The organism is Meiothermus ruber DSM 1279, from assembly GCF_000024425.1.
GTDB lineage: Bacteria > Deinococcota > Deinococci > Deinococcales > Thermaceae > Meiothermus > Meiothermus ruber.
Map to the genome: position 1 here is coordinate 1291537 of NC_013946.1, position 13521 is coordinate 1305057.

At 59.7% G+C, this 13521-nt stretch carries 13 protein-coding genes; 9 read left to right on the forward strand and 4 right to left on the reverse strand.

Annotated features, from left to right (window positions below; translation table 11 throughout):
• From MRUB_RS06430 to MRUB_RS06445, 4 genes are all read right to left on the reverse strand, one after another.
• Positions 1-912, reverse strand: coding sequence for an ABC transporter ATP-binding protein (locus MRUB_RS06430; RefSeq protein ID WP_013013548.1), 912 nt, complete (start codon positions 910-912; stop codon positions 1-3).
• Positions 913-1013: 101 nt separating this feature from the next.
• On the reverse strand, positions 1014-1958 hold the full coding sequence (locus tag MRUB_RS06435; RefSeq protein ID WP_013013549.1) for a 1-phosphofructokinase family hexose kinase: 945 nt from the start codon (positions 1956-1958) through the stop codon (positions 1014-1016).
• Positions 1955-3493 carry an FGGY-family carbohydrate kinase gene (locus MRUB_RS06440; RefSeq protein WP_013013550.1) on the reverse strand — a complete coding sequence of 513 codons (1539 nt, stop codon included), beginning with the start codon at positions 3491-3493 and terminating at the stop codon, positions 1955-1957. Before MRUB_RS06440 ends, MRUB_RS06435 begins: the two co-directional genes overlap by 4 nt.
• 15 nt (positions 3494-3508) lie before the next feature.
• Positions 3509-4537 (reverse strand): ROK family protein, encoded by a 1029-nt coding sequence (locus MRUB_RS06445; protein WP_013013551.1) that lies wholly within the window; start codon positions 4535-4537, stop codon positions 3509-3511.
• A 293-nt stretch (positions 4538-4830) separates the two neighbouring features.
• Here MRUB_RS06445 and MRUB_RS06450 point away from each other — a divergent pair, with 293 nt between their 5' ends.
• From MRUB_RS06450 to MRUB_RS06490, 9 genes are all read left to right on the forward strand, one after another.
• On the forward strand, positions 4831-6039 hold the full coding sequence (locus MRUB_RS06450) for an ROK family protein (protein ID WP_081439949.1): 1209 nt from the start codon (positions 4831-4833) through the stop codon (positions 6037-6039).
• Between the two features lie 137 nt (positions 6040-6176).
• Complete coding sequence (locus MRUB_RS06455; RefSeq protein ID WP_013013553.1) at positions 6177-7169, forward strand: ABC transporter substrate-binding protein; 993 nt, start codon at positions 6177-6179, stop codon at positions 7167-7169.
• Positions 7170-7373: 204 nt separating this feature from the next.
• Positions 7374-8390 carry an ABC transporter permease subunit gene (locus tag MRUB_RS06460; protein ID WP_015586539.1) on the forward strand — a complete coding sequence of 339 codons (1017 nt, stop codon included), beginning with the start codon at positions 7374-7376 and terminating at the stop codon, positions 8388-8390.
• Positions 8387-9121 carry an ATP-binding cassette domain-containing protein gene (locus MRUB_RS06465; protein ID WP_013013555.1) on the forward strand — a complete coding sequence of 245 codons (735 nt, stop codon included), beginning with the start codon at positions 8387-8389 and terminating at the stop codon, positions 9119-9121. The genes MRUB_RS06460 and MRUB_RS06465 overlap by 4 nt, the downstream gene beginning before the upstream one ends.
• An 8-nt stretch (positions 9122-9129) precedes the next feature.
• Positions 9130-10047, forward strand: a complete 918-nt coding sequence (locus tag MRUB_RS06470) for a 6-phosphofructokinase (RefSeq protein WP_013013556.1) — start codon at positions 9130-9132, stop codon at positions 10045-10047.
• A gap of 121 nt (positions 10048-10168) precedes the next feature.
• The gene (locus MRUB_RS06475) at positions 10169-11014 is read left to right on the forward strand and encodes a class II fructose-bisphosphate aldolase (protein WP_013013557.1); all 846 of its coding nucleotides are present in this window, start codon (positions 10169-10171) and stop codon (positions 11012-11014) included.
• 14 nt (positions 11015-11028) lie between these two features.
• Positions 11029-11787 (forward strand): class I fructose-bisphosphate aldolase, encoded by a 759-nt coding sequence (locus MRUB_RS06480; RefSeq protein WP_013013558.1) that lies wholly within the window; start codon positions 11029-11031, stop codon positions 11785-11787.
• A gap of 22 nt (positions 11788-11809) precedes the next feature.
• A complete protein-coding gene (locus tag MRUB_RS06485) occupies positions 11810-12763 on the forward strand; it encodes a carbohydrate kinase family protein (RefSeq protein ID WP_013013559.1) in 954 nt (317 codons plus the stop codon).
• A 45-nt stretch (positions 12764-12808) separates the two neighbouring features.
• Positions 12809-13516 (forward strand): D-lyxose/D-mannose family sugar isomerase, encoded by a 708-nt coding sequence (locus MRUB_RS06490; protein ID WP_013013560.1) that lies wholly within the window; start codon positions 12809-12811, stop codon positions 13514-13516.
• Positions 13517-13521 lie beyond the last annotated feature (5 nt).

The following is a 13521-nucleotide window of genomic DNA, read 5'->3' on the forward strand; positions in this document are numbered from 1 at the left end:
TCACTCCTTTTGGGGCTCGCCCGTCAGGGCGACAAAGGCTTCCTCCAGGCTCACCGACCGAACTTCCAGGCCCTTGAAGGCTACGCTTTTCTGCACCAACTGGCGCACCACCGTGTCGGCCTCGGGGGTGTAGAGGGTGAAGGTGTCGCCCTCGCGCTCGAGCCGGCTCACCCCCTCCAGGGGTGGAAGCTCGGCGGCAGCGAAGCGCACCTGCTTGAGCCCGACCCTGGCCTTGATCTGGCCCACCGTCCCCTCGGCGATGAGCCGGCCGCGGTCGATCACGGCGATGCGGCTGGCCAGGGCCTCGGCCTCCTCGAGGTAGTGGGTGGTCAGCAGAACGGTGCCGCCCTGGGCCTGGTAGCGCTTTACCCCTTCCCACAACGAACGCCGCGCCTCCACGTCGAGGCCGGTGGTGGGCTCATCGAGGATCACCAGCCGGGGGTTCCCGGCAAAGGCCAGCGCGACCGCCAGCCGGCGTTTCTGCCCGCCGGAGAGGCCGCCGCACTGCCGCCGCTCGAGGCCACCCAGGCCGAAGCGCTCGAGGAGCTCCCGGCGCGGCGTGGGATTGGGGTAGTGGGCCTGCACCAGCTCGAGCACCTCGTGCACACGAAGCTCGTTGGGCAACCCGGTCTCCTGTGGGGTTACGCCCAGGTTGGCCCGGGCCTGGGGGTCTCGCGGGTCGAGGCCGAACAGCCAGGCCCTCCCACGGTCGGGCCTGCGCAAACCCGCCAGCAGGCTGATGGCCGTGCTCTTACCCGCCCCGTTGGGGCCCAGGAGGGCCAGGAGTTCCCCCTCTGTTACCTCGAGGCTCAGCTCCTCGAGGGCCTTTACCCGGCCGTAGTGCTTGGAAACCTGCTCGAGCACCGCCGGGCTCGAGGCTTTGTGGACGACCTTTGCGAGACTGCGAACCATGCATTCCTCCAGGGCCCAGTCTGGCAAGGATGGGGGAGGCACGGTACTGGTAAAAATCAGCGTGCAGAGATGACAAATGTCAAGGGAGGGGGATGCGTGCTTCAGAGAACCTCAAGTCTTACCTCGCCGATCAGCGCTTTGACCCGGTTCAGATCAGGAAATTCCACCCCTTCGCCACCGGCCCGGGCTGCCGCCAGCGCTGTTGCAAACCTGGCTCCGTCCGGCCAGGGGCGCTGATGGAGAATTCCCGCAACAACCCCGGCCAGTAAGGCATCTCCACAGCCCACGGTACTCTTCACCTGAACCCTGGGTGGGTGTGCCCAAACGCCTTCCTTGGGAGACAGGAACACCGCCCCATCGCCCCCCAGGGAGAGCACCACGTGCTGTGCGCCCAGCGCCTGGATGCGCTGGGCAGCCCAGATGGCATCCTTTCGGTCTCTGATGGGCAGACCCAGCAATTCCTCGGCCTCGAGTCGGTTCGGCTTGACTAGAAAAGGCCTGGCAGGAAGCGCTTCTCGTAAAGCCGCTCCTGCTGTGTCCAGCAGGGCGCTGGCTCCGATTTCATGGGTTTTCTGCACCAGGCTGGCGTAAACCGTGGAGCTGGCTCCAGCCGGCAGGCTACCCGCTAGAACTACCTGGTCACCTTCTTCCAAAGGCTCAAACAAAGCTGCTTCAATCCGTTTCCACTCTTCTCTGGTGAGGGCTGGCCCTGGGGCGTTAAATTCGGTAACCTCGCTGCTGTTGGCATCGATAACCTTAAGGTTGCAACGGGTAGATTCGGTGATCTGCACACCAATCAACTCAAGGCCGGTCTCGGCTAAAACCAACTGCTCTATGGCTAGACCGAAACTGCCCCCTAGTGGGGCTACGGCCCGAACCCTGATGCCCAGCCGGGCCAGCGCCCGCGCCACGTTAATACCCTTACCGCTGGGCTCTACGTCCATGCGCTGGGCTCGGTTGAGCGCACCTAGCCGGGGCGCGCTAAAGCGCATCTTTACGTCCAGTGCTGGATTCAGGGTCAGGGTGATGACTGTCTTTGGTCTCATGCCTTCCCTTCTGGGACGAGCAGGCTGGATTGAACCTGAGCCAGGGCCTGGAGTAAAAGCCCATAGGAGCGACGTAGCTTGGCTGCCGCTTCCGTCTGGCCTGGCATGTAGCGAGCTCGAGGCTTCAATCCCTTAAGCTCGCCCTGGAGGGGCTGGCCTTGCAGGTGCAACCAGGCCAGGAGTGCCGCTCCCCAGGCTGCTGCGTGTGGACACTCGTAGATCTCGATGGGCCGCCCCAGCATATCGGCTTTGATCTGCATCCAAACCGGGTTGGTCGTGGGGCCGCCTACCGCACGGATGGGGTCACTCGACCCCTGTTTACCAGCCCCTCGCATACGCTCCAAAAGCCGGTAGCTCTCAAAAGAGAGACCCTCGAGCACAGCCCTAGCAAGGTGCCCTGAGTGGTGCGACTCCTGCAGGCCCCAGAACACCCCGCCTGGCAAGGCAACGTCCTCTGGGTTATCGGTAAGTTGGCGCAGATGAGGGATGAACCGCAGGCCATCCGCACCGGGGGGAATGCTAGAGGCCGCCTGGGTGATGCTTTGGCGGGCAGCTTCTACGTCTTCACCAGGGAAGAGGGCGTGCGCGAACCAGTCGAACACCGATCCCGAGGCCCTCAGTGTAGCCATAAGGTAGTAGGTGTCCGGTATGGCATGATGACCGACGATGAGGGTGCTCGAGTTTAGAGAATCGACCAGGCCATCCGGGCCGATAATCTGGAGTAGGGTTTCAGCGGTACCGCAGGCATTGATGATGGATCCGGGATCGAGGGCGCCGAGACCCGCTGCCGCGCAGGCCTGATCGTGTCCGGCCTCCATGACCGGAAGACTGGAGGGAAGACCGCTCTGGCTTGCAGCCTCAGGGGTTACGGGGCCGATGGGAGCGCCGGGAAATCGCAGGGAGGGGAGTAAACCAGGGTTCAGCCCCACCTCGAGCAGGGTATCTTCCATCCAACGGCGTGACAGCAGGTCAAAAAGTAGGGTGCGGGAGGCCTGGGTCAGACCCATCTGCAACCTCCCGGTGAGACGGAAGGCAATCCAATCGGCCACCGAGACCCAGCATAGACTGCCCTGGAGCAGCTTTGGGCACTCCTGCCGTAACCATAAGAGCTTGGCCAGGCTATAAGTGTGATCGGGCAGCAGGCCGGTTCGCAGGCGCAACCGGCTTGGATCCAGGGCCAGCAGAACCTGGCTTAGGTGCTCAAAAATCTCCTTGGGGCGTTCATCGTACCAGGCCATCACCTCAGGAAATCGCAGGCCACCATCCCGTCCCAGCAGCACCCCGGACTCCCCAAAGCTGCTAATGCCCACCACCCCCAGCCGCTCCCATTCAGACTGGGATAACTCCTTGGTTAGCCTGCCAACCAACTCCGCAACGCTTTCCCATAGCTCGTCTGCCAGGTAGTAACCCTGAACAGACCCAATGCGGTTCAGGGGTGCAGGGGCTTGATTAAGGGCAACCACCTCGCCTAAAGGGGTAAAAACCCCCGCCTTGATGAAACTGGTTCCTATGTCGATTCCCAAAAGAAGTTGCATGCCCGGCCTCGAGTGCTAGTTTCTGGAATGAATACCCTGGCCCCTACGCTGCTCCAACACTGCCAGTGCACCGTGGAATACGGCTGCGGAGTCCAGCTCAGCCCAGGTCAGGCGAATCGTGGTGCGGGGATAAGGACGGCGTAGGTGCTCGAGAACCGTTTGGCTAAAAGCCTCCCGGGGGTAGCCTTCCATCTGGGGAATCCCACCGCCTATCACACACACTGCCGGGTCAAGGAGGTTGATGGCCGTTGCCACCGCGTATGCCTGATCCCGCACAAACTCGTGCAGAGCCCGATCCAGCCCTGGGTCTTCATGGCGACGTACGAAAAGCTCAGGTACAGGAATACCTGTCTGCTGGGAGAGCGCGTTCAGGGTGTGGCCACAGGCGTAGGCTTCCAGGCAGTCCAGATTGCCACAAATACACACACGACCCTCGCCCCGGATGGGGATATGCCCCAGCTCGAGCCCCACCGAGTATCCCCGGTAGGGCCTGCCTTCGAAGAGCATGGCAGCCCCCACACCGGTGCCGAAAAAAACACCCAACACAGAATTCGCGCCCTCTGCAGCCCCGGCGCGATACTCTCCCAGGAGCAGCAGGGCGATATCCCGTTCAAGGTAAACGCGGTACCCTAGCTGCACCTCGAGCTCGCTGGCCAGGGTGAGCCCCTCGAGCTGGGGGATGTTGGGACTGGAAAGCACCTTATCCAGATCGCGGTCAAGGCTTACCGGCACCCCCAGGACAGCGGCCTGGGGGGAGAGGTTCTCCTCCGCAGCATAAGCCTTGAGCAGGCCCGCTAGGGACGCTACTGGGGTGGGGGTTCGAATTAAATCGGTGGAGAGCTTTTTAATTTCCTCTCTAAGGGCAGGGATTCGCCGGCTTACCCCTTTGCTACTGACTTTTCCTACAAGCCTTATATGCCCGACCCTGATCTTGGTTCCGCCTATGTCGGCCACTAGGATAACGGGCTCCTGCTTACTTCGACCACGACCTTTAGGGGTCGACCCCGGCGGGTTTACTACATTAGTATCCGAGAAGTCTACCATTTATAGTTAGCTAACCTTACTAATAATCCCATACTGTGTCAATAGTGAGCCTTGGAGCAATAAAAGCCCGAAAATAGAGTTTGCTCGATAAAATGAGGATAATCTCTCTGTTTGCATACTCTGCCAATAGGGTGCTGCCGTTGGGTATCGCTGGACTCCCTTGCATTATTTAGTTAGGTTGCTTTATTATATTGCAAACCATCTAGGGCAACGCTCTGCAGGCGTTAGTCGGCTCTCTTGTTCGAGTTATTGAGGCCGGGCCGCGAGACTGTGAAACGCACACCACTTTTTCTATGAAGAAGACCGAATCTTTGAACAAGACCCCACCCCAACCGGCGCTGGACTCTCTCAGTGGGCATCGTCCGACAGATGCCCGCAGACTCAATCGAGCCAAGGCCCTCGAACTACTAAGGGTGATGCCCAGGAGCCGGGCTGAGCTGGCTCGAGCGCTGGGGCTTTCTAAACCCGCGCTGGGAGACCTGGTTGGTGATCTGATTGAACTGGGGTTGGTTCTGGAAGCAGCGCCAACTTCCATTCAGCGCGGCCGCCGCCCCGCGCCGTTGCGCATCAACCCAAGGCGCTTCTGCGTGATGGGAATTGACCTTGGCGTGGATACCTATGAACTAGGATTGTACAATCCTCTGGGCCAGCCTCTGCAAATCCTGCAGACCCCCTCTGGTGTGGGCAAGGGCGCCGAGGTGGTTTACAGCCGTTTGCTCGAGGCCGCACAACATCTGATCGAGCAGGCACCGGTGCCTGTTGTAGCGGTAGGCGTGGCCTCTCCGGGGCCCATCAGCTTCGAGCGCGGCCAGATACTAACCCCCCCTCATTTCCCCGATCTGCACAACATGTACCTGGTCGAACGCCTTCAGCGTGACCTGGACAGACCCACATACCTGGAACACGATAGCGCTGCTGCTGCACGACGCTTTCTGCGCTCCACCTCAGCCGAGAACTTCATCTACATTCTGCTACAGCAAGGTATTGGTGCCGGCATTGTAATAAAGCGACAGGTATATCGAGGCCATCACGGTTTCGCTGGGGAGCTGGGCCACATGTCGGTCAATATGGACGGCGAGCCTTGCCCATGCGGCAACCGTGGCTGCCTGGAGAATGTGGCCGGTACCACCGCCATCGAGTTTCGCTACCTCCGCCTGACCAAACAAAGCCTTCCGCTAAGCACTATTGCTGAGCTTGCGCATGCTGGTAACCCCCAGGCCCTTCTCTCCTTCGAGCAGGCCGGGCGGGCACTGGGCTGGGCGGCTGTAAACCTGGTCAACTTATTCGACCCCGAGCTGTTGGTGCTTGGGGGGCCAGGCGCTGCTTATGCAGACTTGCTCATCCCCAGCCTGCGACACCACCTCAACACCCACGCCTACCCCTACCTGGGTTGGGGGGAGCACCTACAAATTCTGGTTGACCCGCTTCTAAACCCCATTGGCCCTGGTGCTGCCGAGTGCGCCCTCGAGGCCATCTACCTGGGAGATATTCCGCTCCCATAGCGGAGGGAAGGAGGTCGAAGAACTAGACAACACAACAATCGGCAAACGGCACCTTGGCAAGCGGTTCTGAACCTGGCAGCGAGATGCCTGATTGGGAAGCAGGTTCTGCCGAAGGATACTTTCCCCGGAGGAAGCACATGAGCAAACGAGTGAAGTGGGTATTTACGGTTCTGACTTTGAGTCTGTTGATTGCGGTGGCGATGTACGGCCTTGCCCAACAACAGAAGAAGTACACCATTGCTCTCATTCCTGGTCTCACCACCGACGGCTTTTACATCACCATGCACAAGGGCGCGGAAGAAGCTGCTAAGAGGTTGGGTGTGGAGTTGATTTTCCAAGGCGGCCCTGAGTTCAGCCCCACCACACAGATTCCAGTACTCAATGCCATCATCGCCCGTAAGCCTGATGCCATCCTGATTGCCCCTACTGACAGAAACCAGCTCATTGCCCCCTTGAAACGTGCCCACGAGGCTGGCATCAAAATCATTACCGTGGACACCTTCATCGGTGAGAATGGTCAGTACCAGACCGGCAAAGGCAACGCCGACTTCCCACTGGCTTACGTGGCTTCTGACAACGTTGAGGGCGGGCGCATCGCTGCCAGGGCCCTAGCCAAGGCTATCGGTGAGAAGGGCAAGGTCTACGTTTCAAACGTCAAACCGGGCATCTCCACAACCGACCAGCGCGAACAAGGCTTCAAGGAGGAAATGAAGAAGTACCCCGGCATCACCGTGCTCGCAACCCAGTACAACGATAATGATGCTAATAAGGCTGCCTCACAGTTGGCGGCTGCGCTGGCCCGCAACCCTGACCTTGCCGGCGTTTTTGGCGCAAACCTATTCAGTGCCATAGGTGCAGCCAATGGGGTGAAGAACGCAGGCAAGCGCGGAGCAGTAAAAGTAGCGGCTTTCGATTGCCCCGAATCCATCATCAACGATATAAAGGGTGGAACCATCGATATGGCCGTCTGCCAGCATCCGGCCGAGATGGGTCGGATAGCTGTCGAATGGGCAGTTAAGGCCCTTAATGGTGAGAAGATCCCCAACCGCTATGGCACCGGCTACACCGTGATTGACAGGGCCAACGTCGATAGCGCTGAAGCCAAGGCTGCTATCTACTCCTCCAAATAGATTCGGGCTGGGGGCGGCTAGCAGTGCGGCTGCTCCCAGACCTCATGGCTTCTATACGAGCAACTTCGAGAAAAATCAAAGATCAACCAATGTGCGACCTTAAGGGCTTACCGATAAGGGAAGCAGATGGTTTAGCTGTCATCTAATCAACGGTGGGCGTTAAATACACGTAGAAAAGCTCCCTTGAAAGGAAGGTTACTTGTTGTGAATCCACCTATAACAGGCTCCGAACGCAAACCTTCGGCCTGGCTTGGTTTTCTGGCTGGGGCCTGGTCGTGGCTTTTCCTGATCTTCATGACTGTGTTTTTCGAAGTATGGGCCAGGATGGCCTACGACAGCAGCTTTATTCTCAATGCTACCAATATTCAGAGCATACTTTTGGCTGCAGTACAACCTTTACTGCTCGCCCTGGGGCAGACCCTGGTGATCATTGCAGGCGGCATCGACCTCTCCGTTGGCTTCACAGTGGGCTTAGCGGCTGTGGTGAGTGCCCGGGTCATGCAGCACCTCGATCCCTCCATGCCTGCAGCGCTCTCTTTTGTGCTGGCATGTCTTTTTGCGCTGATCGCAGCGTTGAGTGTGGGTGCGGTTAATGCCTTTCTGGTGGCGCGGCTCAATGTTCCCCCCTTCATCGGAACGCTGGGGATGTATGGGGTGGCCAGGGGTGTGGGCTTTCTGGTCGCGGCGGGAAACACCGTACCTACCGACAACCCTGTTAATTCCGCAATGGGCAATGGCTTTGTGCTGGGTGTAATCCCCATACCAGTGCTGATTACTGCGGTGGTGGTACTGTTTATGCACTACCTATTAAGCCAGACCAGGTTTGGGCAGTACACCTATGCTATCGGCGGTAACCGCCAGGCTGCTGAACGGGCTGGCATCAACGTAACGCGCCACACCATGCAGCTCTATCTAATCACGGCTTTGCTGGCAGGCATCGCTGGAATTATCTACACCGGGCGCTTCACAGCCGGGGCCGCCCAGGCCGGTGAGGCCACCCTGTTGGACTCCATCGCTGCAGTGGTAATCGGAGGGGCCAGTCTGTTTGGAGGTGCCGGAACCATTGTAGGCACAGTGATCGGGGCTTTGATTATCGCAATCATTCAGTTTGGCCTGGTGTTCATCAATGTGCAGCCCTTCTGGCAGTTCATAGCGGTAGGCTTGGTGATCATCCTAAGCGTGCTGGTGGATCAGGCTAAGCAGGGGGTGGTAAGGCGATGAGCAGCCCTCTGCTGGAAGTTCGCGGTATCACCAAGCGGTTTGGTGGGGTGACCGCCCTGAGCGAGGTATCGTTTCAAGTCTACCCGGGCGAGGTGCTAGCCCTAGCTGGTGACAACGGCGCTGGGAAGAGCACCCTGATTAAGTGTATAAGCGGTGTTCATCAACCTGAGGAAGGGCAGATTTTATTTGAAGGGCGCGAGGTGCGTTTTCACAACCCTCGAGAGGCCCGGAACGCAGGCATTGAGACCATTTATCAGGATCTGGCCCTGGCCGATAACCTGGATGTTGGGGCCAATGTTTTCCTGGGTCGTGAACCCATGAAGCGAGTCCTTGGACTGCCTGTACTGGATCGGGCCAGGATGCGGGTTGAGGCCCGCGCTGTGCTGGATACCCTTGATATTCACACGGCCTTGAACCGACCTGTTAGCGCGCTTTCTGGTGGGCAGCGCCAGGCTGTGGCCATCGGGCGGGCTGTCTACTGGAAAGCCCGCTTGCTGATCATGGACGAGCCTACCGCCGCTTTGGGGGTGCCCGAGCAGCGCAAGGTGGTGGAGCTGATCCAGCGGCTGAAGTCGCAGGGGGTGGCCATCATCTTTATTTCGCACAACCTGGGTGACATCTTTGCGGTTTCGGATCGAATCCTGGTGCTCTTGCGCGGCAAGAAGGCAGGCGAGCGCAGGATAGGCGAGACCAGCGGTGATGAGATCGTGAAGCTGATGGTTGGGGGATGAGGTGAGCCATGCCTAAGCTAGCCATCCTGACCTCTGGGGGTGATGCACCCGGTATGAATATGGCGGTATGGGCGGCATGTAACGCTCTCGAGCCTCGAGGATGGTCGTGTGTGGGGGTTCGAGAGGGTTTTGCTGGTCTGCTGGTAGGTAACTTTGTCGGTCTCAATGCGGCCTCCATCCTGCCCTATACCCGCCTGGGCGGTACCTTTCTGGGCACCTCGCGAGATCCTGGGTTCAGGGCCAAGCTGCCAGAAGCCTTGAGGGCTTTGCAGGCAGCCGACATCAACCACCTGATGGTGCTGGGCGGGAATGGCTCGCTCCAGGGTGCCAGAATCCTGGCCCAGGCTGGCCTCTGTGTGGTGGGGCTTCCCGCCACCATCGACAACGACGTGGCTGCCTCGGAGGAGTCGATTGGCTTTGATACCGCGCTGAACCTTGGATTATTGCTTCTGGATCAGTTTCGCGACACCGCTGAGTCCCTGCCGCGGCTGTGTGCCCTCGAGACCCTGGGAGGCAGCACCGGCTTCCTGGCGCGGGCGGTGGGTCAGGCTGGTGGAGCCGATGCCTTGCTGCTGCCGGAGGAGCCCCTCCCACTTGAGCGCCTCCTGGAGATTACCCAGACCGCTGTTGCCCGCCATCGCTTTGCCCTGATCGTCGCCTCGGAGGGCTACCCCGGTCTCGAGGCCACCCTAGAGGCGCTGTCTGAGCGGGTTGGCCTGCGCCTGCGCTTTGCACGCCCCTCCCACACCCTGCGGGGTGGCAGGCCTAGCGCTCGCGATCGCCTGCTTGCACGGGTGCTGGCCGAGGCTGGGGTGGAACACCTGGCCAACCATCGCTCGGGGGCTTTGCTGATCCAGCAGGGGCAGCCTGTTCTGGTTCCCTTTGAGCAACTTGAACCATACAAAACCCCTTTCGGACAGGTGTAGCCTTTATATAACCCGCGGGAAACTTTGCCCTTTGGCTTGTCTTACAAAGTATTTTTCTCATTCGAACGCCCTTTTGCGCTTCCCGTGGGAGCCCAGGAAGAAGAAAAATCAGGAGAACACCATGCCCTTAGTTACTGCAACCGAAGTTCTTAAGCCTGCTCGAGCCCATAAGTATGCGGTGGGGGCCTTTAACTGTATCAACCTTGAATACGTTCGCGCCGTGGTGGACACCGCTGAAAGCCTACGGAGTCCGGTTATAGTGGCCCTGACCACCGGAGCCTTGGGCTATGCCGGGTGGGAGGCCCTTCCTGCTGCGGTGCGGGCGGTGGCTGAGGCCGCCAGCACCCCCGTGGTAATGCACCTTGACCATGGTCAGAGCTTAGAGGATATCCGGCGTGCGCTGGAAGCGGGCTTCAGCAGCGTGATGATTGATGCTTCACATCTGCCGCTGGAGGAGAATATCTTGCTCACGCGCGAGGCAGCCCAGATGGCCCACGCGGTGGGGGTGAGCCTGGAGGGGGAACTGGGCCAGATCGGCGGTAAGGAAGAGGAAATTGTCTCCGAAGGGCTGTTAACCGATCCGGAGATGGTGCCGTACTTTGTGGAAGCTACCGGCCTGGATGTTCTGGCAGCCTCCTTCGGTTCGATCCATCAAAAGGCCACACGGGATGCGCATTTAGATCTGCCCCGGCTGGAAAGGATCGCCGCGGCCACGCCGTTGCCCCTGGTGCTGCACGGGGGCTCGGGTGTCCCCAACAACATGCTCCAGGCCGCTGCGGGGCGGGGGGTGGCTAAGGTCAACGTGGGAACCGAACTTCAGCGCACCTTTGCCCGTGCCCTGCGTAATACACTGCAGTTACAGCCTGAGGAGTGGGACGTGCGCAAGCTGCTCAAGCCCAGCATCAAGGCCATCGCCTCGGTTGTGCGAGAGCGGCTTGAGGTGCTGGGTAGCGTAGGTAGGGCCTGAGAGGAGAAGCGAGCATGAAGACACTAAACCAACGCCTGCACCGCGTTCTTCCTCCAGATCGTAAAGCCCTGATTGTTCCCATCGATCATGGTCTGAGCCTGGGCAACCTGCAGGGCCTGGAAAACCCTCGAGCCACGCTGCAGGCCCTCCGCGAGGCCGGGGTGGACGGTACTTTGATGTCAGCCGGGCTTGCTAAACAGCTCGGCCTGGAGCGGGGCGAAATGAGCCTGACCCTGACTATGGACTCACAGCTCTGGGGTAACCGCCCAGGGACTTTGGAGCAAATCAAAGCCGCAATTCCCGTTGCGACAATGCGCCGTGCTGCAGCGCTGGGGGCGGATGCAGTAAAAGTTCTTTTTCCCTGGGGCCTAAACCTCGAGGTGATTGAGGCCAATATCCGCCTGATTGCTCAGGTGGCCGAAGAGGCTGATCAGTACGGCTTTCCGCTGATGATCGAACCCCTGTGGATGGGCGGGGTCTTGCCGCTGGAGGAGCACGACCAGGCTATTGTTCACGGGGCGCGCATCGCTATGGAGTTGGGGGCCGATATCCTGAAAATTCCGGCGGTGGGGTTGAGCGCCCTCGAGCAGATCCTGGCCTGGGAAGTGCCCACGGTTTTTCTGGGTGGAGCTAAACAGGACAACCCTGAGGTGCTATACCGGCGCATCTCGGAGGGGCTTAGGAGCGGAGCCCGTGGGGTGGTGATTGGGCGCAACGTCTGGCAGCGCCCAGATATGGCTGAGGCTATCCAGGCCATCCGTGCGTTGATGTAAGGTGCGGTTTAAGGATGAGGAGATGAGGGCTATAGAAGCGGTTTCAGTGGGTATTCTGGTGGCAGATGTGATCGCCAGACCGGTACGGGGTACCGCCGAGAAAGGCCGCCTGGAGCTGGTAGACGAGGTCTTGCTCTGTTCGGGAGGGTCGGCGGCCAATACCGGGTATGTCCTGGCGCGCTTTGGCATCCCCACGGCGGTGATCGGACGTGTCGGGCAGGATGGCTTTGGTGACTTCCTGGTTGCCGAGGCCCGGCGACATGGGGCCGAAAGCCTGCTCATCCGCGATCCTTCAGCAGCCACCTCGGCGACCCAGGTGCTGGTGGATGAGGAAGGGGAGCGTACCTTCATCCACGCCATCGGGGCCAACGCCAGGCTGGTACCAGGTGACGTGCCCCTGGAAGACTTGCGAGCCCGGGGAGCCAGGTTGCTGCACCTGGCGGGGTACTTTGCCCTGCCCGGGATGGAAGGGGTGGACGGGGGCCCAGCACGAGACCTTTTTGCCCGCGCTGTGCAACTCGGCTATGTTACTTCGCTGGACAACGTCTGGAATGCCAGAGGAAACTGGGAGCTGATAAATCCACTGCTGCCCCACACCGATATCTTCTGTCCCAGCATCCACGATGCTCGTCACATTACCCGAGCCCACGAACCCTACCTCGTAGCGCAAAAGCTATTCGAGCTGGGTGTGCGCCGGGTGGTAGCGCTCAAGATGGGCGCCGAGGGGTCTTTGGTGATGAGCCGCGAGGGTGAGAGCTATCAGCTACCCATTGTTCCGATCCACACGGTAGATGGCACTGGCTCGGGCGACGCGTTTATCGCTGGTTTCCTGGCAGCCTGGTTGCGCGGCATGAGCCTTGAGGCCTGTGCTAAGTATGGCAATGCGGGGGGGGCCATGGCGGCGCGGGCGATGGGTGCGATGAATGGAATCACCGACTGGGGCGAGCTCGAGATCCTCGCAAAGCAGATCCTCTAAGGCAAACTTCACCCTGGGGTTTGCATAGGTTTTTAGGGATAGCATATGAAACGTTCCGAAATCAACCGTATCATTCGCGATGCAGAGACCTTCGTGCGGGCGCAAGGGTTTTTCCTACCGCCTTTTGCAGACTGGACTCCCCAGGAATGGCAGTCCAGAGGCCCCGAAGCTGCCGAGATCGTGCATAACAGCCTCGGATGGGATGTGACGGACTTCGGCCTGGGTGAGTACGAGAAAAAAGGTGTGCTACTCTTTACCATCCGCAACGGCACGCTCGAGGAGCTTTCCAAGGGTGTGGGCAAAGTCTATTGTGAGAAAATCCTGGTCTGCAATCCTGGCCAGATGGTGCTGCATCATTTTCACTGGCGCAAGACCGAGGACATTATCAATCGCGGCGGAGGAAAACTGGAAATTGTGCTGCACCAGGCTGATGCCAATGGGCGGCTTTCCAATGAGGATGTCCGTGTGAATTGCGACGGGCTCTGGCACACGGTGCCGGCTGGCGGCCGCATCGTGCTTTCCCCTGGCGAGTCTATTACCCTCAGACCCTTCCAGTACCACCAGTTTTCTGCCCTTGAGGCCCCGGTGTTGGTGGGAGAAGTCTCCACGGTAAACGATGATGCTAGCGACAACCACTTCCTCGAGCCGGTGGGCCGCTTCCCTCAAGTGGAGGAAGACGAAGAACCCTACCGCCTGCTTGTAATCGATTACCCACGGTATTACCCATATGCTCGAGGGAGCCGCGCAGGGTAATAGCC

Excerpts from the sequence above, each read along its gene's own strand:
- MRUB_RS06430 (WP_013013548.1), bottom strand. The coding sequence starts at position 912 with ATGGTTCGCAGTCTCGCAAAGGTCGTCCACAAAGCCTCGAGCCCGGCG.
- MRUB_RS06435 (WP_013013549.1), bottom strand. The coding sequence starts at position 1,958 with ATGAGACCAAAGACAGTCATCACCCTGACCCTGAATCCAGCACTGGAC.
- MRUB_RS06440 (WP_013013550.1), bottom strand. The coding sequence starts at position 3,493 with ATGCAACTTCTTTTGGGAATCGACATAGGAACCAGTTTCATCAAGGCG.
- MRUB_RS06445 (WP_013013551.1), bottom strand. The coding sequence starts at position 4,537 with ATGGTAGACTTCTCGGATACTAATGTAGTAAACCCGCCGGGGTCGACC.
- MRUB_RS06450 (WP_081439949.1), top strand. The coding sequence starts at position 4,831 with ATGAAGAAGACCGAATCTTTGAACAAGACCCCACCCCAACCGGCGCTG.
- MRUB_RS06455 (WP_013013553.1), top strand. The coding sequence starts at position 6,177 with ATGAGCAAACGAGTGAAGTGGGTATTTACGGTTCTGACTTTGAGTCTG.
- MRUB_RS06465 (WP_013013555.1), top strand. The coding sequence starts at position 8,387 with ATGAGCAGCCCTCTGCTGGAAGTTCGCGGTATCACCAAGCGGTTTGGT.
- MRUB_RS06470 (WP_013013556.1), top strand. The coding sequence starts at position 9,130 with ATGCCTAAGCTAGCCATCCTGACCTCTGGGGGTGATGCACCCGGTATG.
- MRUB_RS06475 (WP_013013557.1), top strand. The coding sequence starts at position 10,169 with ATGCCCTTAGTTACTGCAACCGAAGTTCTTAAGCCTGCTCGAGCCCAT.
- MRUB_RS06480 (WP_013013558.1), top strand. The coding sequence starts at position 11,029 with ATGAAGACACTAAACCAACGCCTGCACCGCGTTCTTCCTCCAGATCGT.
- MRUB_RS06485 (WP_013013559.1), top strand. The coding sequence starts at position 11,810 with ATGAGGGCTATAGAAGCGGTTTCAGTGGGTATTCTGGTGGCAGATGTG.
- MRUB_RS06490 (WP_013013560.1), top strand. The coding sequence starts at position 12,809 with ATGAAACGTTCCGAAATCAACCGTATCATTCGCGATGCAGAGACCTTC.